We start from the raw sequence: 26,498 nt of genomic DNA on the forward strand, positions 1-26,498 counted from the left end.
TTACTTCTTATTTGGTTTGTTGCCTTTAAGCTTATATACATATGCCAATACTTCAGCTACAGCTTGGAATAAGTCAGCTGGTACAGAGTCTCCTATTTCAGCTTGACTGTACAGTGCTCTAGCTAGCGGCTTATTTTCCATTGTAATAACACCATGCTCGTTTGCAATCTCACGAATTTTGAGAGCGAGATGATCCATTCCTTTAGCGATAACCTTTGGTGCATCCATATTGGAAGAATCATATTTGAGTACAACGGCAAAGTGTGTCGGGTTGGTAATAACAACGTCAGCATTGGGAATTTCTTGCATCATACGAGAAATTGCCATTCTTAATTGCTTCTCTCGAATTTTACTTTTAATTAAAGGGTCACCTTCTGATTTTTTGTGTTCCTCTTTAATATCTTGCTTGGACATTTTCAAACTTTTTGCATGTTCGTACTTTTGATACATCAAATCTAGTAATGCTAGCACGATAAGTATTGAACCGATTGTAATACCTAGACGAAGTACTAGTGAAGCAGCATATGAAAAGACCATATCAAGCGGCTGCAATGCCAAACCTTGAATTGTTGTCCATTCCCCTATAACTATACTGTAAACCATGATCCCAATAATTGTTACTTTCAATAAACTTTTCGCAAACTCAACAAGACTTCGCATTGAAAAAATCCGTTTGAATCCTTCAATCGGATTCAATTTGCTAAATTTCGGCTGTAAAGGCTCTCCTGTTAACAGAAAACCGAATTGCACGACATTACCGACAACGCCAACGATCAGCACTATGGCGAATACTGGTGCTAATAGAATTAATATTTCTAACATAATGGATACAAAGAAATCTCCCAAATTACCAGCTGTTAACTCTAGCATTAACCAATTTTCAAATAGATTAGTGAATAAACCTATGAAATGTGTTTTGTAATAGCCACCGATCATCATAAACGATGCAAATACTAAAGTAAGAATTAGTGCCGCCGGTAATTCCTGTGATTTGGCAACTTGACCTTTCTTACGTTCATCAAAAACTTTCTTGGGAGTAGCTTTCTCTGTTTTCTCTTGATTGAATAATTGTAAGTCAAGCTGTAATGCATATTTTCGCACGAAATTGCCTCCAATCTATGCAGGCGGACCGCTAACTATTCCGAAGAATTGTTCTAAATTATTAAACATAATCGAGAATACTTTTTCGAAAATAAGACTCATACCAGGTAGCATTAACATAACTAACAGCAACCCCAGCATAATTTTAACTGGAAAACCAATAACAAACACATTGAATTGAGGTGCTGTCTTTGCTAAAAAGCCAAGCCCAACATCCGTCAAGAACATCGCGACCATAATCGGTATAGCAATTTGAATTCCAATGATAATACTCAGTACCACTGCATTGGTCATAAATTCAGCTATACTACCATCTGCCATTTTAGCAAACCAGTTATTTTCGATCGGCATCCATTGATAGCTATCCATTAGTCCCGTTAGTAAGTAATGGTGTCCATTCATCATTAGAAATACGACTAGCATCAATAAATATTTGAAATTACCTAGCAAAGGAACAGATGTACCCGATACAGGATCAATAATATTCGCCATGGCAAAACCTATTTGCATGTCGATAATACCACCTGCTGTGTGCATCAAAGCAAAAAATAAATAGACGATAAAGCCCAACATTAAACCGATTAATACTTCGCGAATAATGAGCATTATATATTGTAAGTCTAGCACCATCGCTTGATTATCAGCATGCATTGAAAAGACAAACACTGAGATAAAAAAGGCTAATCCAATCTTAAATGTCGGTGGCACATTTCTATGAGAAAAAATAGGTGCTACGACGAAAAACGCTGTTACTCGACAAAATATAAGCAAAAAAATAGGAACTGCATTCATAAATACTTCTGTCATCGAATTCACAGCCTAACCGATATATTGATGTAGATTGCTAAATATCGTATACGTGAAGTCAACAACCGTATTCAGTATCCATGGTCCAAAGACAATAACAGCCAATAGTACCGCAACAATTTTCGGTACAAAGGCTAACGTCTGTTCTTGAATTTGGGTTGTTGCCTGAAAGACACTCACTATTAATCCTGTGACTAATGCTAGCACTAGCATGGGTGCGGCGGCTTTCAAGACAGTGAATACGGCTTCTCCTGCAAGACCAATTATGAAGTCTGCACTCAATGTCTTCCCTCCTCACAAGCTTTATGGGCTAAAGCTTAGTAGTAATGATCGAACGATCAAATACCACCCATCAACTAATATGAATAATAAAATTTTAAATGGTAAAGAAATCATAATCGGTGGTAGCATCATCATCCCCATTGCCATCAACGTACTTGCTACAATCATATCAATGACGAGGAACGGAATAAAAATCATGAATCCCATCTGAAATGCCGTTTTCAGTTCACTTATCGCATAGGCTGGAATTAATGTTGTAATAGGAATATCTTCATATGTAGCTGGTTTCTCGGTTTGAGTATAATTCAAAAACAACAACAAATCCTTCTCGCGAGTATGCTTGAACATAAATTCTTTCATAGGTTTACCTGCTTCTTCAAGCGCTTCTTCTTGTGTTATTTCACCTTGAAGATAAGGTTGCAACGCTACTTCATTGATCTGATTAAATGTTGGAGCCATAATAAAGAAGGTTAGAAACAGTGCTAAACCAACTAAAACTTGCGACGGTGGGACAGTATTTGTACCCATTGAGGTTTTTACGAAACCTAGTACAATGACAATTCTAGTAAAACTCGTCATAAGAACTAATATTGCTGGTGCAATACTCAAAACCGTAATTAATAGTAGTATCGTTATTGTGCCTGTACCTGAACTTTCACCATCAGACCCACCAACGTTAATGGAGATATCAGGAAGTGCTTCAGCGTGAGCATACGGTACCAGCGTTATGAATAGAAACAGTAACAGCGGTACGATAAGCATCCACTTTTTTTTCATTGTCCATCAACCATTCATTTATTATTATCTTTCAAAAGTGACTCTAACTCCTGCTTACGTTCCGCTTGTTTATCGAGCTTACTTTGCAGCAAGTCTTCAAAAGAACTAGACTCATTCCACATGTTAGTTTCTGTTTCTTGGAAGCCCTTTTTCGAACGTTTATTAGAATTAGATGATAGCCAATCCTTCATCGTAGCAAAAGTAATCATCGGTTGTTCTTTCAGTTCGAGCGCTGCAATGATCTGCTCTACTGTGTCCGGATCATCCATTTTGTCGAGTAGTGTTACTTGCTCACCAACACCAACAACATAGATTCGATTAGCTATCTCAATAATTTGCATAGAGGAATTCTGACCAAGACTGATACCACCTAATGAACGAAGACCGCGCCCAGTCCCCCATGCACGATTACGCTTTGAAAGAAATTTAATTGTGAAAATTAATAGTGTAATTACAATAGCAAGAGCGACGAATACCCAGATAACCTCGCCCATAATTCCAGTATCCATTTTTTCAACTTCATTACTTGAGCCAACCCCTGACTCGCTGTTACCATCAGTAGCAACAGCGATATAAGGAAGAGACATTGTAAGTAAAGTTGTTAATGCCGTTATTTTCCAACCTAACTTCAACATGTTAAGCCTTCTCTCATTGACCAAGCGTCTTTTTAATTGCTTCAATAACACGATCCGCTTGGAATGGTTTTACGATAAAGTCTTTTGCACCTGCTTGAATGGCATCAATAACCATTGCTTGTTGCCCCATAGCGGAGCACATAATTACTTTAGCGTTTGGATCAATTTTACGAATTTCCTTCAATGCAGATATACCATCCATCTCAGGCATTGTAATATCCATTGTTACTAAATCAGGTTTTACTTCTTTAAATTTCTCAATAGCTTGGGCACCATCTGGTGCTTCCCCTACTACTTCATAACCATTTTTGCTTAAAATATCTCGGATCATCATTCTCATAAATGCAGCATCATCAACAATTAGAATACGGTTTGCCATGTTTCTTCCTCCTAGAGATCACTATTGTAGTTTTTGAATTCTGTCCCATTGACTTACGATATCCGTTACGCGCACACCAAAGTTTTCATCGATGACAACGACTTCACCCTTAGCGATTAGCTTGTTATTCACAAGAATATCAACTGGCTCACCGGCTAGTTTGTCCAACTCGATGATAGAACCTTGAGATAACTCAAGAATATCTTTAATTTGCTTTTGGGTTCTTCCTAATTCTACAGTGACCTTCAATGGTATGTCGAGTAGTAAATTTAGATTAGTTCCATCAACCTGCGGTAAACTACCTTGATTAAAGTTCGCGAATTGCACGGGCTGCACATTAACATTACGATTTAAGTTCATGTTATTATTTGGCATATCATATCCCATCGCTGGCTGACCGTACATATTTTGAGATTGCGGTGAAGCAATCGGTGGTACGTTCGCCATAGGCTGTTGTTGCACTTCCTGATATTGCGGAGCTGGTGCAACCGGTGGCGCAACGTGCTCGACTTGTGCCGGAGCAGTAGGTGCTGAAGGTACTGGTGCAGCTATTTCCTCAGTCGTATCTCCCATAAGCGTCGCTACCATTTGTTTGGCAAATGAGATCGGCAACAATTGCATAATCGTTGAATCAATAAGATCACCAATTGTTAGATGGAATGCAATTTTGATAAACATATCATCTGATGGAAGATGATCCAAACCATCGCCACTTGCTACATCTAATATATCAATACCAGGTGGTGAAATATTAACTAATCGATTGAAAATCGTCGACATGGACGTTGCAGATGAACCCATCATCTGGTTCATCGCCTCTTGAACTGCAGAAATATGAATATCATTCAATTCCTCATTTAGTACATTTCCTTCACCACCAAGCATCAGATCAGCAATGACTTGAGCATCTTTCGTGTGAATAACCAATGAGTTAATGCCTTCAAAACCATCAACATATTCAACACTTACTGCAACATGAGGTTTAGGGAAAATATCTCCAAGTTCGCTTTTGCGCACTAGTGATACTGTAGGTGTCGTAATATCCACTTTGCGACCAAGTAATGTAGAGAGAGCTGTTGCCGCACTACCAAATGTAATATTTCCAATTTCACCCAGCGCATCCTGTTCCATCGCCGTAAGGAAACTTTCCAGAGCTACCTCTGAAGTTGCTTCTGTTACTACTGCCGGTTCTTCAGGTTCGCTTGAGGATTGACGAAGCAACGCATCGATTTCCTCTTGAGACAAATAATCTTTACTCGTCATAATCTTCTTCCGCTCCTTCATTCAAAATCTCATCAATTTGAATCGCTATACGATCTTTAATTGACCCTGGACTTCCGATGAATTTAATCTTTTCTCCAACTCTTATTTTAAGCCCTTCATCAACAGGTTTATTTAATGTTAGAACATCACCTTGAGCAAGACCTAAAAATTCTTGTATTGTAATCGATGCTTCACCAAGCTCAGCAATGATTGGCAACTTAGTTTTCTTAACTCGATGCTCAAGCATCTCAACTTCCTCTGGTATACGTTCTTTTTTCTGTGACACAAACCAATGATGTACAGACAATCTTGGCATAATTGGTTCCAATACGACATGCGGTATACATAAGTTAATCATTCCAGTTGTATCCCCAATTTTCGTACTGAATGAAATTAATGCAATAGTTTCATTGGGTGAAACCACTTGCATAAATTGTGGATTAGTCTCAAGCGCTTCTAGTCTTGGCTTAATATCAATAATTGTTTTCCAAGCCTCTTGTAAGCTATCGAATGCTCTTGAAAAAACTTTTTCCATAACAATAGTTTCAATTTCAGTGAGAGAATTCATTTTCGCTGGTGCTGTACCTGGTCCTCCGAGCAAACGATCAAGCATTGCATACGCTACATTTGGATTTACTTCTAGAACCATACGACCTTCCAATGGATCAGCCTCAAAAATATTCAGAATTGTCATTTTGGGGATAGATCGAATGAACTCGTCATAAGGTAATTGTTCTACGTCAACTACATTAATTTGAACAAAAGTTCTAAGTTGAGCAGAGAAGTAAGTTGTCAAGTATCTTGCAAAGTTTTCATGAATTCTTGTTAAGCTTCTAATGTGATCTTTCGAGAATCGAACGGCACGCTTAAAATCATACACACGTACTTTTTTCGTAACTTCTTCTTTTTTCAAGTCCTCTGCATCCATCTCACCTGATGATAATGCCGCTAATAATGCATCAATCTCATTTTGAGATAAAATATCAACCATGTCTCTCACCTCCTTAGAGGAAATTCTCTAGTAGCTAGATTTTAGCAATCATAAAGCCAGTAATTTCAACTTTTACTAGTTTTCCTTTTGGTAGAATTGGGTTTATTAGGTTTAACAACTTAGATTCCAAGGTATCTTCACCTTGTGAACCACTCAGATCTTCGGCAGTCATATCAGCCAAAGCTCTACTGATGATTGGTTTGATTTCAATTTCTAATAGTTGATCGAAACTTGCTTTTGTCTTCTTATTATCTAATTGGAAAGCAAAACTAATAATAACCATATCTTTAGGGTCTTTCAGATTCCTTTTAAATTCAGTTAGCGTAGAAGTTACTTCAACACGTTTTTCTGCACTTAACACTTCAACTTTCACTGGTTCATTTTCAGCAGTTTTTGCAGAGTCATCTGCAAACATTGTTTTGTATACAACTACACCAACAACTGCAATTAATGTAATGGACAACAGTATGGTAATTAACCATGGCAGCATCTTTTTCATCGCAAAGGCTCCTTTGTATGTTCAATCTTTTGGGCCGCAGCAACAAGGCCAATTGTTTGAAGAAACTGCTGATTAAGACTGACAATGTCAGCTGTCTTTTCTTTCACTACGATTTTATTACCCGTTGTTAACGTAATAACGCTATCAGCAGCCTCTTCAACCAACTCAATAAGTAGCGCGTTAACCGTCACTTTTTGACCATTAATTCGCGTCAATGTAATCATATGCACCCCTCCTGTAGATAGGGAGATCGTTAGACCCCCCTATTAACTATTAAGTGATTATCGTTTCAAGTTAACGACCTCTTGTAAGATTTCATCGGAAGTAGTGATGATTCTTGAGTTAGCCTGGAAACCACGTTGTGCTATAATCATTTCTGCAAATTCAGATGTTAGATCGACGTTAGACATTTCTAATTGACCTGCAATAATTGCACCTGTACCTAGCTCAGCATCATTAGGTGCGACAATTTCCATCTCACCGTCGGGGTTAGCATTCACTGTCATACGGTACAAACTACCACCAAGCTTCTCTAAGCCACCTGGATTCACTACTTTAACAACACCAAGCTGAGCAACTTCTACTTGACCATCAGCAGTTACACCGATAACAGTACCATCTTGAGCAATAGAGAAAGCTGTAATTTCTTCATCTAGAACAATTGGCGCGCCATCTGATCCAAGCACGAATAGTCCATCGCCATTAACAAGTTGACGGTTACCATCAAGTACGAAGTTACCTGCACGAGTTAGCATCTGCTCTGTTCCATCGCCAGCAGAAACAACGAAGAACCCGTCGCCATCAATTCGCAAATCTGTCGGTTGATTCGTCGTCATCGCACTACCAGGACTATGAATCGTATCAATAGCAGAGATTGTAACGCCTAGACCAACCTGCTTCGCATTAACACCACCACTTGTTCCTTCTTCCGGTGCGGTAACACCACTAATTGATTGACTCAAAATATCTGAGAACATGACGCGGCCAGCTTTGAATCCTACAGTATTTACGTTAGCAATATTGTTACCAATGACATCAAGTTTTGTTTGAAAGCCTTTCATTCCTGAAACGCCAGAGTACATCGATCTTAGCATTTTTATAATCCTCCCAAGTTCTTATTATTAGCTGTATCAATCGGTCAACAGCTAGAGGCTCCCTTATCGGTCCAGCCTAGTTCAAGATGATCGCACTATCTATCTGGGTAAACACATTACTTTTAAGTTGTCCGCCATCTAGTGCCGTCACAACTGTTCTAGTAGGTACATTCACGATCATCGCGATATCGCGATAGACGATCAATGAATCTTTGGCACCTTTTTGAGCTGCCGAATCTACTGCTTGGCTAATTTGCGTTAAACCTTCACTTGGCAGTTTAATGCCTCTTTGTGCCATTCGTAGTTCAGCATGATGACTGAACTTCAACATCGCACCATCCAATACATCAGAAAACTTCGTCGTATCAGCGGATTGTTGTCCACGAGCACTATTTGATAATGCAGTTGGATTAACCTGCATCGGGTATAAATGACCTACTTTAATAACATCACTCATTATGGTGTCACCTCTCCGTTAGAAGAGTTATCCTCAGGTGTTTCAGTAGAACCGTCTTCAGGAACTTCAGGAGTTTCTTCTGTAGATTCATCGGGCTCAAATGTTTCAGGTTTTGTCTCTGAAATTTGACCGACAAAGTCGATACCAATACGTGCACCACCGACTTCAACATACAGTAAACCATCTTGTGAAATAATCGAATCTACTACGCCACTCCTTTGAATTACTTTGCCTGTTTCATCAAATTCATTCCAAGTAACTGTTTTTCCAATTAAGCTAGAAGCAGATCCAATGTTCTGACGGATCAACGCAAGTTCGCCTGCCATATTCGATAGCTGCTCAACAGATGTAAATTGAGCCATCTGGGCAATAAAATCTGTATCACTCATCGGATTCATAGGATCTTGGTTACGCATTTGAGCAACCAGTATAGTTAAAAATTGATCTTTACCCATTTCATTCGATTTTGCAGCCGCTTTACTTACATTAGATTTATCATAGTTTGGCCATACTGACGTAACTGAACTTGTCATTATTTTCACCTCCATTCAACAATTGGGTGTATTACACCATTTCATTGACTGCACGACCGTAGCCTAGTTCTCGATGTGACGCATTCGTAACCAACTCTTCTTCAAAGTTTTCATCGCCATGATTACGTTGCTGACTACTCTGATCTTGTAAATGCTGTTGACTACCTTGCTTCTGCTGTTGCGATAGCTGCGCTGCAAATGCCCCTTGCGTTACTTCAATTTTCTCAACCGCAATTCCTTGAGACGCTAGAGAAGCACGTAATTGAACCATTTGATTTTCCAATGCATCTTTGCCCATGGCTGTTTCAGCCTGAAATATTGCCGTCAAAATACCATTTTGCATAGATATTCTAACATCAACATGACCTAAATTTTCAGGTGTTAGCATTAGTCTAGCTTCTGTCACACCATTCAACGAAGAGATGTTAAACTTCTCTACAATAAGACCTTTCATCGTGTCAGCAAACTCACTAGCTAGTACGAATGCAGATGGTGTTGATGCTCCAGCTTTCGCTAACTGAGGCAAGAAATCTTTCACATTATCAGCTTTCAACATCGCTAATGCTGTTGTTGGTTGACTTTGTACTTCATCGCCCTCAGCTTGAGTAGTTACCTCCGTCTGATTCGTTACAGATGTCGTTGTATTTGTATATCCGACTTCCTGTGACAATCGCTGTAGATGAGATAATGCACTTTCCGCTTTCACTGCAGCTACGAATGGAGAAGTAATGGCTTGGCTAGCTTCGCCTTGATTCGCGTTCAATTGCTTGACTAGGTCATCAAGAGATGTTTTCAACTGCTGAAGTTGATTCGTAATAACAACCTCTGGTTGCTTCCCTTGAAGCATCTTCGTCGAACCTTCTTGCAATGCTTGCTGCAACAATAATAGCTGATCTTGAAGCTTTGTAATTGCATCATATTGCATAGTAGATTGAGTAGTTGCAATAAGCGTTGAATTTACATTCGCATCGAAAGATATCGCAGGCTGCTCATTTTGAAGCGTAATAACTTGTAAAAGCGCTGCAAGCTGTTGCATTAACCCGTCCAACATATTAAGTTGATCGCCAGTTAGCTCGGCATCTTTCAAGGTCTCCAACTGATCTAACAAATTTTCAACAAGCTGATCTAACTCTTGCGTCGTTAATGTCTCTTCTGCTAGTACAGGCACGCTACTTACTAATTGAGTTAATGGTCCAGTGGTCATTGCTCCTTCAGTTGCTCCAGCATTTGCAGCTTGACCGTTAACGATTTGCACTAGTTGATTTTGAAAGGTTGTTCCCTCTACTGACGTTGCTGCCTGAGAAGGATTAACATTCCCCATCATTGCGCCCGTAGTAAGTACATTTAACAGTTCCAATTTTTCACCTCCTTCCACATATAAGGATTATGAATCTTGCATAAGTTTGGTTGCGAGATTTGCTGCTGTGTTTTTATTCACTGCCGATATTTCCTCTAAAATAGCAGATCGAGCACTACTACCGCTTGCCTTCAAAATACGTAGCACTTTGCTTGAGCTAATATCCATCATTTTCACTAGCATATCAGCTGCAGCTTTAGGCTCCATTGCTGAGAATGTAGCAGCAAGCTCGGCATCAGTTACTTGTGAATCTGTCGCCGTCGATGCTGTCGATGCTTGAAGTTTCTTCACTTGTGACTGAAGTGCCGCAAGTTCCATATTCAACACAGAATCATTGTCTTTCAGCCTTAATGTAACATCAGCTGCGATTTGTGGCGTCATTTTCTCCATAATACGAACGCGATCCTCTGCACGCATTTGACTGAATAACAATGCCATTTCATCAAGTGACATACTTTGCATAATTGGCGCTGCTTTACTAGGTGTCATCTTAGCAAACATACTAGCTAGCTCAACAATACGGGCAGTATAATCTTCATCCGTAAGCTTTGATTCTGCTACGCTTTGCTTCAAAAGATCATTTTCCGCTTGTAACGATGTAATTGTACTTTCTTGTGATGTCTGCTCAGTTGTAGTCTCAGCAAGTTGTGTTCTTGCTGTAGCAAGTTCCGCTTCTAGCGCAGTAATCTTTTCAGTTAACTTATCATTACGTACGCTATTATCTGATCCAGTAGATCCCTCTGTTGGTTCAGGTAAGAAATTACGTATAATCGGAATATCCTGACCTACTTTAATTGCACCATTACGAAAATCAATATTAAATAACGTCAACACTACACCTATTAGCACAATTAAAAATATAATTGGAAGTAAGAAAAACATTAATCGTTCGATAAAACTAGTTTCTTGCTTTTCCTCATCTATGGCTGCCAATTCCATTCACTCCCTTTACAGGCGTTTCTCTCTTATGAGGTTGGTGACATAAAACGGATGGAAGCCATCTCGTCTAATTCATTTTGTTCCTTCAACTGAGTTTCGTACTTAAACTTGTCGAAAGCATGTTCTTTTGCTTTATCCCAAACCTTTTCTTCCTTCATCTTTGATGCAAGTTCTTGACGTTTCTGGAATACTTTCCGTTCGGCATTCATAATATCTTGTTGCTTAAGCTTAATACTTTCCGCGCAGTACTCAATATATTGATTTATAATAAGTACTTCTGATAAAGGTATAGCTGTGAGCACCGATTGCTCTAACTTCAATTCCCAACTTTTTTGCTCTTGCAAGTATTGTTCAAGAAGTGTTTGCTGGGCTCTAAGTTCTGCTAGCGCGTCTGACAAAATCCATTCAGCCTGCGTTTTTTCACTACTTTTCAAATCTACTATCTTTTGAAAAGTATATTTAAAGAATGCCATTGATTAATCAACTCCTACCAAAGTTAGCAATTAATTTCTCTTGAGCTTCTTCTAACGTAATTTTGTCATTCGTACGTTGTCTCGTAAACTCGTTGATTGAATCAATATATTCAATGGCCATATCAATATTTTGATTTGAGCCTTTTTGGTACGCACCAATATTTATTAAATCCTCTGATTCACGATAGATTGCTAGAAGCCTCTTCAACTCATTCGCAGCATCTAACTGTTCATCTGTAACAATTTCATTCATAACACGACTGACAGATTGTAAGACATCTAAAGCAGGATAATGCCCCTTATGAGCAAGTTGACGACTTAATACGATATGACCATCTAAAATTCCGCGTACGGCATCGGCAATCGGTTCATTCATATCATCACCGTCTACTAGAACGGTGTAGAAGGCGGTAATAGAACCCTTCTTACCTGTCCCTGCTCGTTCTAACAACTTAGGTAATGCCGCGAATACAGAAGGTGTATAGCCCCTTGTAGCTGGCGGCTCACCTATTGCTAGACCGACTTCGCGCATAGCCATTGCATAACGTGTTACAGAGTCCATCATCAACATCACGTTCAAACCACGATCACGGAAATATTCAGCTATTGATGTAGCAATCATTGCACCCTTCATTCGAATCAATGCAGGTTGATCAGATGTCGCCACAATAACAACCGAACGTGCTAGTCCTTCTGGACCTAGATCCTTCTCTATGAACTCTAGTACTTCACGTCCACGCTCACCGATTAAGGCGATTACATTGACATCGGCTGTAGTATTTCTAGCAATCATTCCAAGTAGTGTACTTTTCCCTACTCCTGAACCAGCAAATATACCAACACGTTGTCCTACACCAACGGTCAACAAACCGTCAATTGCCTTAACACCGATACCAAGTGGCTTAGATACACGAGGTCTCGCTAGTGGATTATTAGGCGGACTATGCGTGGAATAGTTAGGCATTCTACTAGGCAAAAAACTACCATCTAATGGATTACCTAAGCCATCTAACACTTTCCCTAATAGTTCTGAGCCGACTTTAACGGTAAGCGGCTTACCCGTTCCTACCACATCGCAACCAGGACTAATCGCATGTAATTCACCTAAAGGCATAAGAATAACCTTATTTTCTCTAAACCCAACGACCTCTGCCTTCAACGGCTTCGATGATTTTGTAGGATAGATATAACATAAATCTCCAATACTAGCGTCGGGACCTTGTGATTCTACTGTGAGGCCGATAACTTGAGTAACTTTACCGTTAATACGAACTGGATCGATATTTTTCAGATGATCTCGATACTTATCCATTTCCAAATTAATCGGTGTCATTAGTTTGACCTCTTTCTTCAATGCTCTGATGTGCGACCAAAAGTAATTCTCTCTTAATCTCTGAAAGTTGAGTATCGATTCTAGCATCTATACTACCGAACTTAGAACGTATAACACAGCCTTCATCTTTTACCGATGAATCTGGAATAATGACTAATTCTGCTTGAGAATCAATTGTTGCATTCAGTTCTTCACGCGCTGCTTGCACAAAAGATAAGTTCGCAGGCGATACACATAATGTAATTTCACCCTGCTCACGTCTACGTGAAAGTGTTCTCGTTATAATTTCTAATACGATCTCTGGTTCTAGCGTAAGCTGTTTGCCAATGATTTTCTCAGCAATACTACAACTTAATTCAACGATAAATGGTTCGGCCTCTTGGATAATTTGCTCTCTCGTTCGATAAGCATCCTTCAATATCGTAGATGCTTCTTCAAGATTCTGTTCCCATTCTGATCTCACTTCTTGCTGTGCTTGTACCATACCGGACTGATAACCTTGTTGATGTCCTTCTGCCTGATGCTGCTCTTTAATTGCTTCATCCTCATTGCGTTTCTCAAGCCACCATACTTCGATCTGTGCATTAGCATCCTCAAGCAACTTTTCACATTCAAGAGCTGCTTCACTTATGCGTGCTTCGGCTGTAGCCATGGCATCAGAAACGATTTGATCACGCAAAGATATCGTAGCCTCATCAGGTCCCTCTTCAACTGGTTCACTTGTCTCTTCTCTATCAGTTTCTTCATGTTGCGGAAAATGTTGATTATTCCAGCGCAACTTTTTAAGTTCATCTAGCGTCATAACATGAGAAGACTTGATTAGATTAGACAATGATATCATCCCCTCCGCCGCGAGCAATAATAATTTCACCAGATTCCTCTAGTCGTCTTATAATTGCAACGATGCGTGTTTGTGCTTCTTCAACGTCACGCAAACGAACAGGTCCCATGAATTCCATTTCTTCTTGGAAAGTCTCAGCCATACGTTTGGACATATTGCGGAAAATTGCTTCACGTACTTCTTCACTAGATACTTTAAGTGCAAGTTGTAGGTCTCCATTTTCCACATCACGAATAATTCTTTGAATGGAACGATTGTCGATACTAACAATATCTTCAAATACAAACATACGTTTTTTGATATCTTCAGCAAGTTCAGGATCTTGAATTTCAAGCGCATCAAGAATAGTACGTTCGGTACCACGGTCAACACCATTCAATATTTGAACAATAGAATCGATACCACCGGCATTTGTATAATCTTGTGTAACTGTTGAAGATAGCTTTTGTTCTAATATATGCTCAATTTGAGTAATCACTTCAGGCGAAGTACTATCCATCATCGCAATTCGTTTCGCTACATCCGCTTGCTTGTCTTGCGGTAGTGACGATAAAATCGTTGATGCTTGTTCAGACTGAAGATACGAAAGCACTAACGCAATCGTCTGTGTATTCTCATTTTGAATAAAGTTTAAAATTTGAGCCGGATCAGCTTTGCGTGCAAAGTCGAAAGGTCTAACTTGAAGTGTCGCTGTCAAGCGCGTCAATACTTCTTTCGCTTTGTCTTCGCCTAATGCCTTGTCCAAAATTTCCTTCGCATATTCGATACCGCCTTGAGAAATATACTCTTGAGCCATACATATTTGATTAAATTCGGTCAATATATTATCTCTATCAGTACTATCAACTTTCCTTACATTAGCGATTTCAAGCGTTAATTGCTCAATTTCATCATCACGTAAATGTTTAAAAATTTGTGCGGACACTTCTGGTCCTAGTGTGATTAATAAAATCGCTGCCTTTTGACGACCAGACAATCCTTGAGAAAATTTCGACAATTACAGCACCTCTATTCATCTACTAGCCAGGTACGAAGCAAGTTGACGAAATCGTCAGGTTTGCGTTTGGCAAGTGTCTCTAGATTTTTACGAGCTTGACTATCATTTTGTAACGTATCAAAATCAATGGCTTCAAATGCAGGTCTTTCTGGAATGTCGTCGAATACTTGTTCTTCTTCTCTAGCCGCTTTACGACGACGAGAAACTACGACTACTAAAGCAACAATAGCAGCTAACGCAAGCAAACCAATACCGATCAGCCAACCAAGAGATATTCCAGCCCCTGAAGTTTCAACTTCCGCGGTAGTGAAATTACGTGCAATAAGCGTCACTTTTTTATTCAATATTTCATCATTTTCCACGTTTTGGTCTGAATTTGCTAATTGACTTCTTACAAAGCTAGTTAAATAGCTTGTAATTGCAGCTTGTTCCGCTACGTCAGCTAACTCTGTAGCCTCATAACCTACACTAATGGATAGATCTTTAACGACATAAGGCGCAGACTCTATAATACTCTCTATTCTATTCACTTCATAATTCGTTGTGCTAGAGTTAGATTCCGTACTGCTTTCACCATCATTTGTAGAAGTTTGATAGGTTGGAACATCCGTTTCCCCCGTACCAACTACTCCACCTGATGTACCGCTTGTATTCGTAGAAGAACTAGATTCCTGCTGCTCACTAATAATAATGCCGTTATTGTTGTTATTTTCAAGAGGTAAAACAAGACTTTCTTGACTAGATTTCTTATCGAAATTCAAGCTACTAGAAATACTAACAACAATATTGTCTACTCCGTAAATTTGGCTTAAATATTGCTGAACGCTAGCTTTCACATCTTGCTCATACATTTTTTGCACTTTAAATTGTGTTTCTATTAAATTCGAGCTGCTACTTAACAAGTCATTAGTAGCTGATGATGTCAGTTCTCCTAATTGTTGACTTGAAATCGTAACACCACTAACCTCAAGACCTGCTACAGTTGATTTTACCAAATTGAAATATCCATCGATTTCAGCTTGTGTAGGGCGGTAACCAGCTGCAAAATTAAGCACGATCGCTGCGGAAGGCATACTTTGCTCATCCGTAGTGAGGAAAACACTCTCTTTCGGTTCATTAATTAGTACTTTAGAGCTTTGAATACCTTGAAGCCCATTTAATAACTTTTGTACTTCTCCATTAACCGCATTTTGATATTTTACATTAAATTCATTTTCCGTTGTGCCAAGTGTAGAGCTACCAATTCCGAACGATTCAGCAAATCCAATTGATCCATTTTGAATCATACCTTCAGAACCAATTGCAATTTTTGCTTTAACAGCATCTTTCGTAGGAACAGAGATGGATGTTCCCATCGCATCCAGCTTATAAGGGATAGCTGCTGATTCCAAATATGTAATAATTGCAGCTGAATCCGTTGCATCCAAGTTATTGAAAGCAACCTCGTATTCAGTCCTCGTGAAAATAACAGTCGCAAGCACGATCGCTACGACCAAACCGGCTAGCGAAGCACCTAGCCATATTTTTTGTTTTCTACCCATTTGTTGAAAAGCACTTTTAGCCTTATTAATATATTGGGCGACTCTTTCGTTCACGTTTTCACCTCATCTGAGTTCTATGCTAGTCTCAACAAACTTAGATTTGGATCCGCATAATTTCTTGATACGCAGTTACTGCTTTATCGCGGATCTGTGAGGTTAATTGTAAACTTAGCTGAGCTTGACTCGCAGAAATCAATACTTCAGTAGCATCCACTTTACCCGCTAGATACAAATCATTTTTAGCATGCACTTCTGCTTCTTGCGCAGATACACTTTCTAATGCATCATTCAGAAACTGTCCAAAAGACTTCGTAATTTCAGCAGTACTCTTTTCAGTAGGCGCTGCATTTATACTTTTAATTTGTTGCAAACTTATACTGGAAATTGAATCAATCATGTTTTGCCTCCATTCTTAGTGTGAACCTATTTCCCAATTTCAAGAGCTTTCATAAACATTGATTTCGTAGCATTAAGAGCAGTTACGTTCGATTCATAAGCCCGATAAGCAGCTATCATATCAACCATCTCCGTCGCTGTATCAACATTAGGCATATTAACATAGCCATCTGCATTAGCATCAGGATGTGTCGGATTATAAACTAACTTAGTTGGCGAAGAGTCTTCTATGATTTTTGTCACAGTTACACCACTTAACATTTTGCTTGCTTGCTTTCCATTCAATGTATTATTAAGGACGGACGCAAATGATGACGCATTTGAATCCATAACCACCATTTTCCTCTTGTATGGAACATATTCACCATTTACAAAGCTACCTCTTGTTGTTTGTGCATTAGCAACATTTGATGAAATAACATCCATTCTCATGCGGTTTGCTGTTAAAGCGGACGCACTAATGTCAAAGCCATTAGAGATTTTCACCTATTATCTCCCCCCTGTGATCGCAATTCTCATCATTGAAAACTGATGATTAAGCTGCTGAACGTACATATTATAATTTAATTGATTTTTGGCAAGTAAGGTCATTTCCGCATCATGATCAACATTATTATTCGTAGTTGCATTCATTGCTGTAGTCGTATCTGTTACGAGCTGTGATGTTGGTAAACCAAGCTTCCCACCGTTAATGGCAATATGACGTTCGTTAGTTGTTTGACCTTGCAAGGTTAGTCCAGAGCCAGAACCCATTGCATCAGCAATTAACTCTTCGAAAAGCAGCTCTGATCTTTTGAAGTTTGGAGTTTCTGAATTGGCGATGTTATTAGAGATTACACGTTGCCTTGCTTCAGCAGAATATAGCGCTGATTCCATCCGTTGAAAAGAGGTACTATTCAATAGTTTCATTCATCTCACCACTTCCCTAATTACTCTTCTCTTCTCATTCCACGCACATATGTCAAATTCCTCTATTTCACAACAAGAAATATTAAAATTTTATAATATTTCGTCGAAAGATGTATCTATAATAATCTAGAATCATCCAGTTTTTTTCAATAAGAAAAAAGCCCTATTTTATAAACTCACTAGGGCTTTTGGAATGGTTACTACATAAATCATTATTTATTCTTTTTTAGTTCCTGCAACAATTGTATATTTAATATTTTAATGTAAGTACCTTTCATTCCCAAAGAGCGAGTTTCAATAACTCCAGCACTTTCTAATTTGCGAAGTGCATTGACAATAACAGAGCGTGTAATGCCTACGCGGTCTGCTATCTTGGATGCTACGAGTAGCCCTTCTTTGCCATCAAGCTCTTCAAATATATGTTCAATAGCTTCCAATTCGCTATAAGATAATGAACCAATTGCAACAGCAACAACTGCTCTACTACGTGCTTCTTGTTCAATTTCTTCACTTCGTTCTCGCAATATTTCCATTCCGACTATTGTACTACCATACTCCGCTAGAACTAGATCATCGTCTGTAAACTGAGCACTCACTCGCGTGAGCAATAATGTACCGAGTCGATCCCCTCCACCAATAATAGGTACAATAGTCATGTTTTCTTGCTCGCCTATTCTTAAAATAATCTCAGAATCCATTTTTTCCATTGAAGAATTCGTATTTGTTTCATCAACTTTTAAGAACAATGCATTCATTTCATTAGAAAATCTTAATTCTTCAGAGTTAAGCGATCTTAAATAATCATGGGCATAAATATCCAAAGCAGCACAACCAAGCACTTTACCACGACGGCTAACAACGAACACGTTGGACTGAATCGTTGTGCAAAGCACTTCAGCCATCTCTCTAAAATTAACTGATTTACCCGCTGCACGTTGTAATAACCGATTCAAGGTTCGTGTCTTATTCAATAAACTCATTACCGATTGCCTCCCAAATCTATTACTGCTACAAAATGTATTGACTCAAATCACGATCTTTTGCAATATCCCCTAGTTTAGCTCTAACATATTCAGGAGTAATCTGCATATGCTCCAAAGTTAATTCCGGAGCTTCAAATGAAAGATCTTCCAATAACTTCTCCAGAATAGTATGCAATCTTCTAGCACCAATATTTTCCATATTGCGATTGACATCTGCCGCGATTTTAGCTATTTCTTTAATCGCATCTTCTGTAAAATCAATTTTAATACCTTCAGTTTCCAACAGCGCTGTATACTGCTTTGTTAAAGCATTTTTCGGTTCCGTCAAAATGTTAACGAAATCTTCTTCCGTCAGTGAAGTTAATTCGACACGAATCGGGAAACGTCCTTGTAGCTCCGGAATTAGATCTGAAGGTTTGGCAATATGGAATGCACCAGCTGCAACAAACAGCACATAGTCCGTTCTAACAGGGCCATACTTCGTCATAATCGTTGAACCTTCCACGATTGGAAGTATATCCCTTTGAACGCCTTCACGCGACACATCCGGTCCTGAGCCGCGAGACGGCGCAGCGATTTTATCAATTTCATCGATAAAAATAATTCCGCTTTGCTCCGCGCGAATAACGGACTCTGCAATAACTTCATCCATATCGATTAATTTAGTAGCCTCTTCTTGAATGAGTACTTTTCTTGCTTCCTTTACAGGTAGCTTTCGCTTTTTAGGTTTCTTCGGCATTAATGAACCTAAAATATCTTGCATATTCATTCCTGAGTTCTCCAACCCTTGACCATTTAACATATCCATCATATTAGGCGAATTATCTTCAACTTCAATTGTAATTTGCTCATTCTCAAGCTTGCCTGCTGCAAGATCAGCTTTTACATTGGCACGTCGCTCTGCCAATCCATGATCGACCTCTGAATCGTTGTCATTGGCAGAATCATCAGAATTATTACCACCGAACAACATTTCAAATGGATTTTTGTTAGCCTTAGGCTTTGCTTGTGAAGGAGCCAACAGTTCGACGATACGCTCATTAGCAAGTTTTTCAGCTTCCGCCTTAACAACTTCTGTTTTTTCAACTTTCACCATACGAATGGCAACTTCAACTAAATCACGGACCATCGACTCAACATCACGACCAACATACCCAACTTCAGTAAATTTAGTCGCTTCTACTTTGACGAACGGTGCCTTCACTAATTTCGCAAGACGTCTTGCGATTTCTGTCTTACCTACTCCTGTTGGACCGATCATTAGAATGTTTTTCGGTACAATCTCATCTCGCAGATTTTCATCTAACATACTTCTGCGATATCGATTACGCAACGCTACCGCTACTGAACGTTTTGCATCCTTCTGAGCTACAATATACTTATCTAGTTCCGCAACAATTTGACGCGGTGTCAGAGCCTTATTTTCCATACCTCATCGCCTCCGCTACTCTATAATATTTCTTCTACCACAATATTGTGGTTAGTGTACACACATATTTCTGCTGCAATCTCTAAAGCACCGTGAGCAATATCTTTCGCTTCCATATCAGGAGCATGACGTTTCATCGCTCTTGCAGCCGATAACGCAAAGGATCCTCCTGATCCAATAGCAATGACATCGTCATCAGGTTCAATGATCTCACCATTACCTGAAATCAATAACATTCCACTTTTGTCCATTACGATCATCATCGCTTCTAGTTTGCGAAGGACACGATCTGAACGCCATTCTTTAGCAAGTTCAACCGCTGCACGCTGCAAATTACCATGATGTTCTTCCAGCTTAGCTTCAAACTTCTCAAACAATGTAATCGCATCTGCAACAGAACCAGCAAAACCTGATACCACTTGACCACGATAGAGTCGTCGAACCTTCTTTGCCGTTCCCTTCATGATCATAGAATTACCAAATGTCACCTGACCATCACCTGCAATAGCGCCTTTGCCATTATGTCTTACCGCACAAATCGTTGTCGCATGAAATTGCATCTCCATCTTTTACGCCTCCTTCAAACTTTTTGTGTGCTTCCAGAATATCTTCTCGATTACGAAAAGTTACTTCGAAAGCATTGACTGGAATTATCTACCTAATTGCTCATCCTTAAACTGCTTAATATGCTCTAATGCACGATTTGCAATCGCCTCATTTTTTTCCTTCTTATTTCGAATTTTATTCTCAAGTGGTGGAAACAGACCAAAGTTTGCGTTCATTGGTTGAAAATGTTTGAAATCTGCCGTTGTAATGTACTCGGCCATGCTTCCAAGTGCAGATTGGACAGGCAATTGAACTAATGGTTCACCTTTTGCCAGCTTAGCCGCATTAATTCCGGCGATTAATCCTGATGCTGCAGATTCAACATATCCTTCGACACCAGTCATCTGACCTGCAAAGAATAAATTTTCTCTTTGCTTCGTTTGGTATGTAGCTTTCATAAGACTCGGTGAATTAATAAATGTATTTCGGTGCATAACACCAAAGCGGACAAACTCCGCATTTTCAAGTCCTGGAATCATGGAGAAGACGCGTTTTTGCTCTCCCCATTTCAAATGCGTTTGGAAGCCAACCATATTATATAATGTTCCTGCTGCATTATCTTGACGAAGTTGAATAACAGCATGTGGTAATTTACCTGTATGAGGATTTACAAGACCTACTGGCTTAAGTGCTCCAAATAACAAAGTTTGTCTACCACGAGCTGCCAGCACCTCAACAGGCATGCAACCTTCGAAGTATACTTCCTTCTCAAATTCCTTTAACGCAGCAACTTCAGCTGTTATCAATGCATCGTAGAAAACATTAAACTCATCCTCAGTCATCGGACAATTCAGATACGCCGCTTCACCTTTATCATAGCGCGATGCCAAATACACTTTATCCATATCAATTGAATCTTTGTCAATGATTGGAGCTGCCGCATCATAAAAGTAGAAGTATTCCTCACCAAGTAATCCTTGAATTTGCTTAGATAATGATTCTGCTGTTAATGGTCCCGTAGCGATAACAACGATTCCATCTTCAGGAATTTCTGTTACTTCTTCATTACGAACTTCGATAAGCGGATGATTTCGTAGACGATTCGTAATTTCGCCAGAAAAACCGTCACGGTCAACAGCTAATGCACCACCCGCCGGAACTGCATGTTGATCAGCACTACTTATAATAATAGAATCAAGCATACGCATTTCTTCCTTCAATACACCAACCGCATTGCTTAATCCATTCGCGCGCAAACTGTTACTACATACTAACTCAGCAAATTGATTGGTATGGTGCGCAGGAGTTTTTGTTACTGGGCGCATCTCATATAAAATCACTTCAACACCTTGCTCGGCGATTTGCCAAGCCGCTTCACTACCTGCAAGACCTGCACCCACAACAATGACTTTCTGATTACTCAATCTATTTCATCCTCTCAGATCACATTTTCAAATTTCAAGTGTAGAATGACAATATCCTCCCAATACATGGGAGGACAATGACGTTACATATACATAACGATATTATAGTTCGTCGTTCTCATCTTCGATAATTTCTTCCGTGAAATCACAACTGACACATTGCAATTTAGCACCGCTTCGATTACGTTTTTCGACAACCACCTCGTTGCAATTGGGACAAGGTTTATTCGTTGGTTTATCCCAAGAAACATAATCGCACTCTGGATAGGTGACACAGCCGAAGAAGATTCTTCCCTTTTTGCTCCGTCTCTCGACAATATGTCCTTTATTACATTTCGGACATGTAATCCCTATATCTTTCACGATTGGTTTCGTATTTCTACAATCCGGGAATCCAGAACAAGCTAAAAATCGTCCAAATCGTCCCATTTTATATACTAAAAACTTACCACATTTCTCACATATTTCTTCGGATACTTCATCTTGAATTTCAATTTCTTTCATTTCTTCTTCTGCCACTTCTAATCGCTTCTCAAAAGTTTCATAAAAGTCAGCTAATATTTTGATCCAATCTTCCGTTCCTTCTTCTACATGGTCAAGATTACCTTCCATATTGGCAGTGAACTCGACATTCAAAATTTCAGGGAAAAACTCTTCCATCAATTGAATGACTAATTCGCCTAGTTCCGTAGGGAAGAACTTTTTCTCCTCCATTACCACGTAGCCACGCTTTTGGACTGTTTCTAATGTAGGAGCGTACGTACTAGGACGACCAATCCCCAATTCTTCCAACGTTTTAACCAATCGCGCTTCCGTATATCTTGGAGGTGGTTGCGTAAAATGCTGCTTCGGATCAATCACTTCTGGTGCAAGCTTGTCTCCAACAGCTAGAGCAGGTAGAAAAGTGTACTCTTCTACCGTATCATCATCATTACCTTCCACATATACTTTCATAAAGCCTGCGAATTTAATTTTAGAGCCTGTTGCACGGAACGTTGCTGAACCACTATTAAAATCAACGGTCATCGTATCTAACACAGCTGAAGACATCTGACTTGCAGCAAAACGATCCCATACGAGTTTGTATAATCTAAATTGATCACGTGATAAGAAAGGCTTCATCGTCTCTGGATCACGAAGGATCGAAGTAGGTCGAATCGCTTCATGGGCATCTTGGGCATTGCTATTTTTCTTCAAATACTGCCTTGGCTCATCCGGCATGAATGTAGCACCGTATTTGTTAGTCACGTATTCGCGTGCCTCTTCTTGAGCGATTGGAGAGATACGAGTAGAATCCGTTCTCATATACGTAATCAAACCGACTGTACCTTCCTTACCAAGCTCCACACCTTCGTAAAGTTGTTGTGCAACACTCATCGTCTTAGAAGCTCGGAAACCAAGCTTACGGGCCGCTTCCTGTTGCAATGAACTCGTGATAAACGGTGGTGAAGGATTTCTTAAGCGCTCTTTCTCTTTCACTTCAGCTACAGTAAACTGATCAGCTGTCATCACATTCAGCACTTCATCTACATCATCCCGATTGGCAAGTTCTTTCTTCTTACCGTTCAAACCATAGAACTTCGCTTCGAAATTTTGCTTCTGATGTTCAAGCTTTGCCGTAATCGACCAATATTCTTCAGGAATAAAAGCATCAATCTCATGCTCTCGATCGAGAATCATCTTCACAGTAACGGATTGCACACGTCCAGCTGAAAGCCCTTTTTTTACTTTTTTCCACAATAGCGGACTAATTTTGTAACCTACTAATCTGTCAAGAATACGTCTAGCCTGCTGTGCATTCACTAAGTCCATATTAATAGCGCGTGGCGTCTTGAAAGCATCCTTGACTGCCTGCTTTGTAATTTCATTGAATACTACACGACAAGGTTCCGTCTCATCGATATTCAAATAATGAGCCAAATGCCATGCAATCGCTTCTCCTTCGCGATCCGGATCGGCTGCGAGATAGACTTTTTTCACTTTTTTACTTGCATCTTTCAATTCCTTCAATACACTACCTTTACCGCGAATCGTAATGTATTTCGGGTTAAAATCATTCTCCACTTCAACACCAATTTGACTTTTAGGTAAGTCACGAATATGTCCCATAGACGCTTTTACAATATATTTACTACCTAAATACTTACCAATCGTTTTGGCTTTGGCGGGTGATTCTACAATGACTAACGAATCTGCCATACGAGGTGCCTCCTCTGTTAGATACAAATTACAGTGCAATATATATTGAACCTGGATGTTGTTCTATCAATTGTTTTATACATAAATTTAGCAGAAGAACGTTCAAATGTCCAAACGGAATGTTAGTAAGGTTAGAAATTTCATTAATGGAGAGCGAATTTTCTCTCAGCAATGTAACAATTTTAACTTCATTCTCGGACAATTCATCTAATAATTTGTTCTCCGTCTGATGCTTCGTTTCATTTGCATTTTGACTATTCACATTATCTTTCAACCATGGTAACTCCTCAAACAACTGTTGTGAGGACAATAGCATTCTAGCATATCCATTCTGAATAAGAAAGTTTGGCCCTTCACTTTTAGTTGAATGAATAGGTCCAGGTACAGCAAATAATTCTCGATCCATATCAAGTGCATGCCTCGCTGTAATCATCGAGCCACTTTTACGTTCTCCTTCTATTATAATAGAAGCGAGACTTAATCCGGCTATAATTCGATTACGCTGATGAAACTGACCAGGATGAATAGGTGAAGCATGTACACTTTCAGAAATAAGCAAACCTTCTTCTCCAACTCGCTCATATAGTTCATAATTATTAGCAGGATAGCATTGTGTTATTGCTGTCGGTAATATGGCAATCGTTGAACTACTGTAAGACAAAGCTGCTTTATGGGCAATCGTATCTACACCATTGGCAAAACCACTTACAATCGTTAAACCTTGCTCTGCAAACTGTCCACTGAAAAGCTTTGTACACTGCTTTCCATAGCTCGTAGGATATCTAGTGCCAACAATAGCTAATGATCGCCTCTGAAGCAATTCTAGCCGTCCACGTACATATAGAATCCAAGGTGGCTGTGCAATTTGTTTCAAAGCTTCAGGATATTGTTCATCCCAGTACGTAATACAACGATAACGATGCTTTTGTTGATGAACTTCACGCTCTGCAATTTCCTCATACGTATAGCCACTCCGAAATTGCTGTAATCGCTCCGCTATTTGTGCCTTTACGCCAAGCTTCCGTAATTGTTCAATAGACCATTCATCTTCCGCATGGAGATCATTATCTATAATTAGCTTCATAGTATGCCAACCAACACCTACGATTTCAGAAAGCTCGATCATAAAGTGCTTATATTGATCATTGTTCATATAAATACTCCTTTTCTATGAACAAGATCTTGCACTAGTACTCTCATATTGTGCCTTAATATAGAGGCAGATTGCAAGTCTTGCTCGATAAATTGCTTAAATTTTCTAAAAATTTCACAAAAAAAAGCAGCCTTACCCCTTTCAATTGAAAGAGATAAGGCTGCTTGCCTTATATATCTATATCATTATTTCACAGTTGTACATTTTTCAAGTAGACCTTGTTCTTCTAGTACAGTTACTAGAGTTGAACCCATCTCCGATGGTGTAAGAGCTACTTTAACTCCACATGCTTCAAGCGTAGTGATTTTCTCAGCAGCAGTTCCTTTACCACCTGAAATAATCGCGCCTGCATGTCCCATACGCTTCCCTGGAGGAGCAGTTGCACCACCAATGAAACCTACTACTGGCTTCGTCATATTCACTTTGATCCACTCAGCCGCTTCTTCTTCTGCAGTTCCACCGATTTCACCGATCATAATAACTGCATAAGTGTCAGGATCATCGTTAAAGCGACTCAAAATATCGATAAATTCAGAGCCTTTAACAGGGTCCCCACCGATACCAATCGCAGATGATTGACCAATACCACGAGTCGTTAATTGATGAACAGCCTCATAAGTAAGTGTTCCAGAACGAGACACTACCCCTACATGACCTGGAGTATGAATATAACCCGGCATAATACCGATTTTGCACTCGCCTGGAGTAATAACGCCTGGACAGTTAGGTCCGATTAATACGGAATCTTTACCTTCCATATAACGTTTTACATTAACCATATCAAGTACAGGAATACCTTCAGTAATACAAATAACAAGCTCTACGCCTGCATCGACAGCTTCAATAATTGCTTCTGCCGCAAAAGCAGGAGGTACGTAGATAACAGATGCTGTTGCACCTGTTGCTTCAATAGCTTGTGAAACCGTATTAAATACAGGCAATGTAGTTACATCACCATTCTCAAGTGTAATCTCAACTGACGTGCCACCTTTACCAGGTGTTACGCCGCCAACCATTTGCGTACCATAGTCTAATGCACCTTTTGCATGGAATAGACCAGTAGCACCAGTGATACCTTGAGTAATAACTTTTGTATCTTTATTAACCAAAATAGCCACTTATCTCACATCCTCTGAAAGTTTTCGTGTACGTACTCGAGA

The 26,498-nt window shown here is 39.5% G+C and carries 30 protein-coding genes; all 30 read right to left on the reverse strand.

From position 1 onward, the window contains the following. The 30 genes from flhB to sucD all read right to left on the reverse strand — a co-directional run bounded on the left by flhB (window position 1) and on the right by sucD (window position 26,456). Window positions 1-1,101, reverse strand: coding sequence for a flagellar biosynthesis protein FlhB (gene flhB, locus AC1TPB_RS16920; RefSeq protein ID WP_482077577.1), 1,101 nt, complete (start codon window positions 1,099-1,101; stop codon window positions 1-3). Between the two features lie 15 nt (window positions 1,102-1,116). Further along, on the reverse strand, window positions 1,117-1,908 hold the full coding sequence (gene fliR / locus AC1TPB_RS16925; protein WP_482077578.1) for a flagellar biosynthetic protein FliR: 792 nt from the start codon (window positions 1,906-1,908) through the stop codon (window positions 1,117-1,119). 12 nt (window positions 1,909-1,920) lie between these two features. Beyond that, window positions 1,921-2,190: a flagellar biosynthesis protein FliQ gene (gene fliQ, locus AC1TPB_RS16930; RefSeq protein ID WP_482061018.1), complete on the reverse strand. Its 270-nt coding sequence runs from the start codon at window positions 2,188-2,190 to the stop codon at window positions 1,921-1,923. 21 nt (window positions 2,191-2,211) lie between these two features. After that, window positions 2,212-2,967 (reverse strand): flagellar type III secretion system pore protein FliP, encoded by a 756-nt coding sequence (gene fliP, locus AC1TPB_RS16935; protein ID WP_482077579.1) that lies wholly within the window; start codon window positions 2,965-2,967, stop codon window positions 2,212-2,214. Between the two features lie 14 nt (window positions 2,968-2,981). Continuing rightward, entirely contained in the window at window positions 2,982-3,602 is a 621-nt protein-coding gene (locus AC1TPB_RS16940) for a flagellar biosynthetic protein FliO (RefSeq protein ID WP_482077580.1), read from the reverse strand. A 13-nt stretch (window positions 3,603-3,615) separates the two neighbouring features. Further along, entirely contained in the window at window positions 3,616-3,981 is a 366-nt protein-coding gene (locus AC1TPB_RS16945) for a response regulator (RefSeq protein WP_482077581.1), read from the reverse strand. Window positions 3,982-4,002: 21 nt separating this feature from the next. Continuing rightward, window positions 4,003-5,244: a flagellar motor switch phosphatase FliY gene (gene fliY / locus AC1TPB_RS16950; RefSeq protein WP_482077582.1), complete on the reverse strand. Its 1,242-nt coding sequence runs from the start codon at window positions 5,242-5,244 to the stop codon at window positions 4,003-4,005. After that, the gene (gene fliM, locus AC1TPB_RS16955) at window positions 5,234-6,235 is read right to left on the reverse strand and encodes a flagellar motor switch protein FliM (RefSeq protein WP_482061023.1); all 1,002 of its coding nucleotides are present in this window, start codon (window positions 6,233-6,235) and stop codon (window positions 5,234-5,236) included. Before fliM ends, fliY begins: the two co-directional genes overlap by 11 nt. Before the next feature lie 34 nt (window positions 6,236-6,269). Further along, window positions 6,270-6,734: a flagellar basal body-associated FliL family protein gene (locus tag AC1TPB_RS16960; protein ID WP_482077583.1), complete on the reverse strand. Its 465-nt coding sequence runs from the start codon at window positions 6,732-6,734 to the stop codon at window positions 6,270-6,272. Then, complete coding sequence (locus AC1TPB_RS16965; RefSeq protein WP_482061025.1) at window positions 6,731-6,958, reverse strand: flagellar FlbD family protein; 228 nt, start codon at window positions 6,956-6,958, stop codon at window positions 6,731-6,733. The genes AC1TPB_RS16960 and AC1TPB_RS16965 overlap by 4 nt, the downstream gene beginning before the upstream one ends. A 57-nt stretch (window positions 6,959-7,015) precedes the next feature. Beyond that, on the reverse strand, window positions 7,016-7,828 hold the full coding sequence (gene flgG, locus AC1TPB_RS16970) for a flagellar basal body rod protein FlgG (RefSeq protein ID WP_482077584.1): 813 nt from the start codon (window positions 7,826-7,828) through the stop codon (window positions 7,016-7,018). Window positions 7,829-7,904: 76 nt separating this feature from the next. Next, window positions 7,905-8,285 carry a TIGR02530 family flagellar biosynthesis protein gene (locus tag AC1TPB_RS16975; RefSeq protein WP_482061027.1) on the reverse strand — a complete coding sequence of 127 codons (381 nt, stop codon included), beginning with the start codon at window positions 8,283-8,285 and terminating at the stop codon, window positions 7,905-7,907. Next, window positions 8,285-8,818 (reverse strand): flagellar hook capping FlgD N-terminal domain-containing protein, encoded by a 534-nt coding sequence (locus tag AC1TPB_RS16980; protein WP_482077585.1) that lies wholly within the window; start codon window positions 8,816-8,818, stop codon window positions 8,285-8,287. Before AC1TPB_RS16980 ends, AC1TPB_RS16975 begins: the two co-directional genes overlap by 1 nt. 31 nt (window positions 8,819-8,849) lie before the next feature. Continuing rightward, entirely contained in the window at window positions 8,850-10,175 is a 1,326-nt protein-coding gene (locus AC1TPB_RS16985) for a flagellar hook-length control protein FliK (RefSeq protein ID WP_482077586.1), read from the reverse strand. A 27-nt stretch (window positions 10,176-10,202) separates the two neighbouring features. Beyond that, on the reverse strand, window positions 10,203-11,108 hold the full coding sequence (locus tag AC1TPB_RS16990) for a MotE family protein (RefSeq protein ID WP_482077587.1): 906 nt from the start codon (window positions 11,106-11,108) through the stop codon (window positions 10,203-10,205). A 32-nt stretch (window positions 11,109-11,140) separates the two neighbouring features. Beyond that, a complete protein-coding gene (gene fliJ / locus AC1TPB_RS16995; protein WP_482077588.1) occupies window positions 11,141-11,587 on the reverse strand; it encodes a flagellar export protein FliJ in 447 nt (148 codons plus the stop codon). A 7-nt stretch (window positions 11,588-11,594) separates the two neighbouring features. Beyond that, window positions 11,595-12,920, reverse strand: a complete 1,326-nt coding sequence (fliI, locus tag AC1TPB_RS17000) for a flagellar protein export ATPase FliI (protein ID WP_482077589.1) — start codon at window positions 12,918-12,920, stop codon at window positions 11,595-11,597. Continuing rightward, the gene (locus AC1TPB_RS17005) at window positions 12,907-13,752 is read right to left on the reverse strand and encodes a FliH/SctL family protein (RefSeq protein WP_482077590.1); all 846 of its coding nucleotides are present in this window, start codon (window positions 13,750-13,752) and stop codon (window positions 12,907-12,909) included. Before AC1TPB_RS17005 ends, fliI begins: the two co-directional genes overlap by 14 nt. Next, window positions 13,745-14,758: a flagellar motor switch protein FliG gene (gene fliG / locus AC1TPB_RS17010; protein WP_482077591.1), complete on the reverse strand. Its 1,014-nt coding sequence runs from the start codon at window positions 14,756-14,758 to the stop codon at window positions 13,745-13,747. Before fliG ends, AC1TPB_RS17005 begins: the two co-directional genes overlap by 8 nt. An 11-nt stretch (window positions 14,759-14,769) precedes the next feature. Beyond that, window positions 14,770-16,353, reverse strand: coding sequence for a flagellar basal-body MS-ring/collar protein FliF (fliF, locus tag AC1TPB_RS17015; protein ID WP_482077592.1), 1,584 nt, complete (start codon window positions 16,351-16,353; stop codon window positions 14,770-14,772). 40 nt (window positions 16,354-16,393) lie between these two features. Then, on the reverse strand, window positions 16,394-16,696 hold the full coding sequence (fliE, locus tag AC1TPB_RS17020; protein ID WP_482061036.1) for a flagellar hook-basal body complex protein FliE: 303 nt from the start codon (window positions 16,694-16,696) through the stop codon (window positions 16,394-16,396). A gap of 26 nt (window positions 16,697-16,722) precedes the next feature. Continuing rightward, entirely contained in the window at window positions 16,723-17,181 is a 459-nt protein-coding gene (gene flgC / locus AC1TPB_RS17025) for a flagellar basal body rod protein FlgC (RefSeq protein WP_482077593.1), read from the reverse strand. A gap of 3 nt (window positions 17,182-17,184) precedes the next feature. Beyond that, window positions 17,185-17,604, reverse strand: a complete 420-nt coding sequence (gene flgB / locus AC1TPB_RS17030; protein ID WP_482077594.1) for a flagellar basal body rod protein FlgB — start codon at window positions 17,602-17,604, stop codon at window positions 17,185-17,187. A 212-nt stretch (window positions 17,605-17,816) separates the two neighbouring features. After that, a complete protein-coding gene (codY, locus tag AC1TPB_RS17035) occupies window positions 17,817-18,584 on the reverse strand; it encodes a GTP-sensing pleiotropic transcriptional regulator CodY (protein WP_482077595.1) in 768 nt (255 codons plus the stop codon). 28 nt (window positions 18,585-18,612) lie between these two features. Beyond that, window positions 18,613-20,016: an ATP-dependent protease ATPase subunit HslU gene (hslU, locus tag AC1TPB_RS17040; RefSeq protein WP_482077596.1), complete on the reverse strand. Its 1,404-nt coding sequence runs from the start codon at window positions 20,014-20,016 to the stop codon at window positions 18,613-18,615. A 20-nt stretch (window positions 20,017-20,036) separates the two neighbouring features. Continuing rightward, entirely contained in the window at window positions 20,037-20,582 is a 546-nt protein-coding gene (gene hslV / locus AC1TPB_RS17045) for an ATP-dependent protease subunit HslV (RefSeq protein WP_482061041.1), read from the reverse strand. 84 nt (window positions 20,583-20,666) lie between these two features. Then, window positions 20,667-21,986 carry an FADH(2)-oxidizing methylenetetrahydrofolate--tRNA-(uracil(54)-C(5))-methyltransferase TrmFO gene (gene trmFO, locus AC1TPB_RS17050; protein ID WP_482077597.1) on the reverse strand — a complete coding sequence of 440 codons (1,320 nt, stop codon included), beginning with the start codon at window positions 21,984-21,986 and terminating at the stop codon, window positions 20,667-20,669. 102 nt (window positions 21,987-22,088) lie between these two features. After that, window positions 22,089-24,185, reverse strand: a complete 2,097-nt coding sequence (topA, locus tag AC1TPB_RS17055) for a type I DNA topoisomerase (RefSeq protein ID WP_482077598.1) — start codon at window positions 24,183-24,185, stop codon at window positions 22,089-22,091. 28 nt (window positions 24,186-24,213) lie between these two features. Beyond that, the gene (gene dprA / locus AC1TPB_RS17060; RefSeq protein ID WP_482077599.1) at window positions 24,214-25,338 is read right to left on the reverse strand and encodes a DNA-processing protein DprA; all 1,125 of its coding nucleotides are present in this window, start codon (window positions 25,336-25,338) and stop codon (window positions 24,214-24,216) included. Between the two features lie 185 nt (window positions 25,339-25,523). Next, window positions 25,524-26,456: a succinate--CoA ligase subunit alpha gene (gene sucD, locus AC1TPB_RS17065; RefSeq protein WP_482077600.1), complete on the reverse strand. Its 933-nt coding sequence runs from the start codon at window positions 26,454-26,456 to the stop codon at window positions 25,524-25,526. Between the last annotated feature and the right edge of the window lie 42 nt (window positions 26,457-26,498).

Source organism: Paenibacillus sp. Y951 (assembly GCF_056786395.1).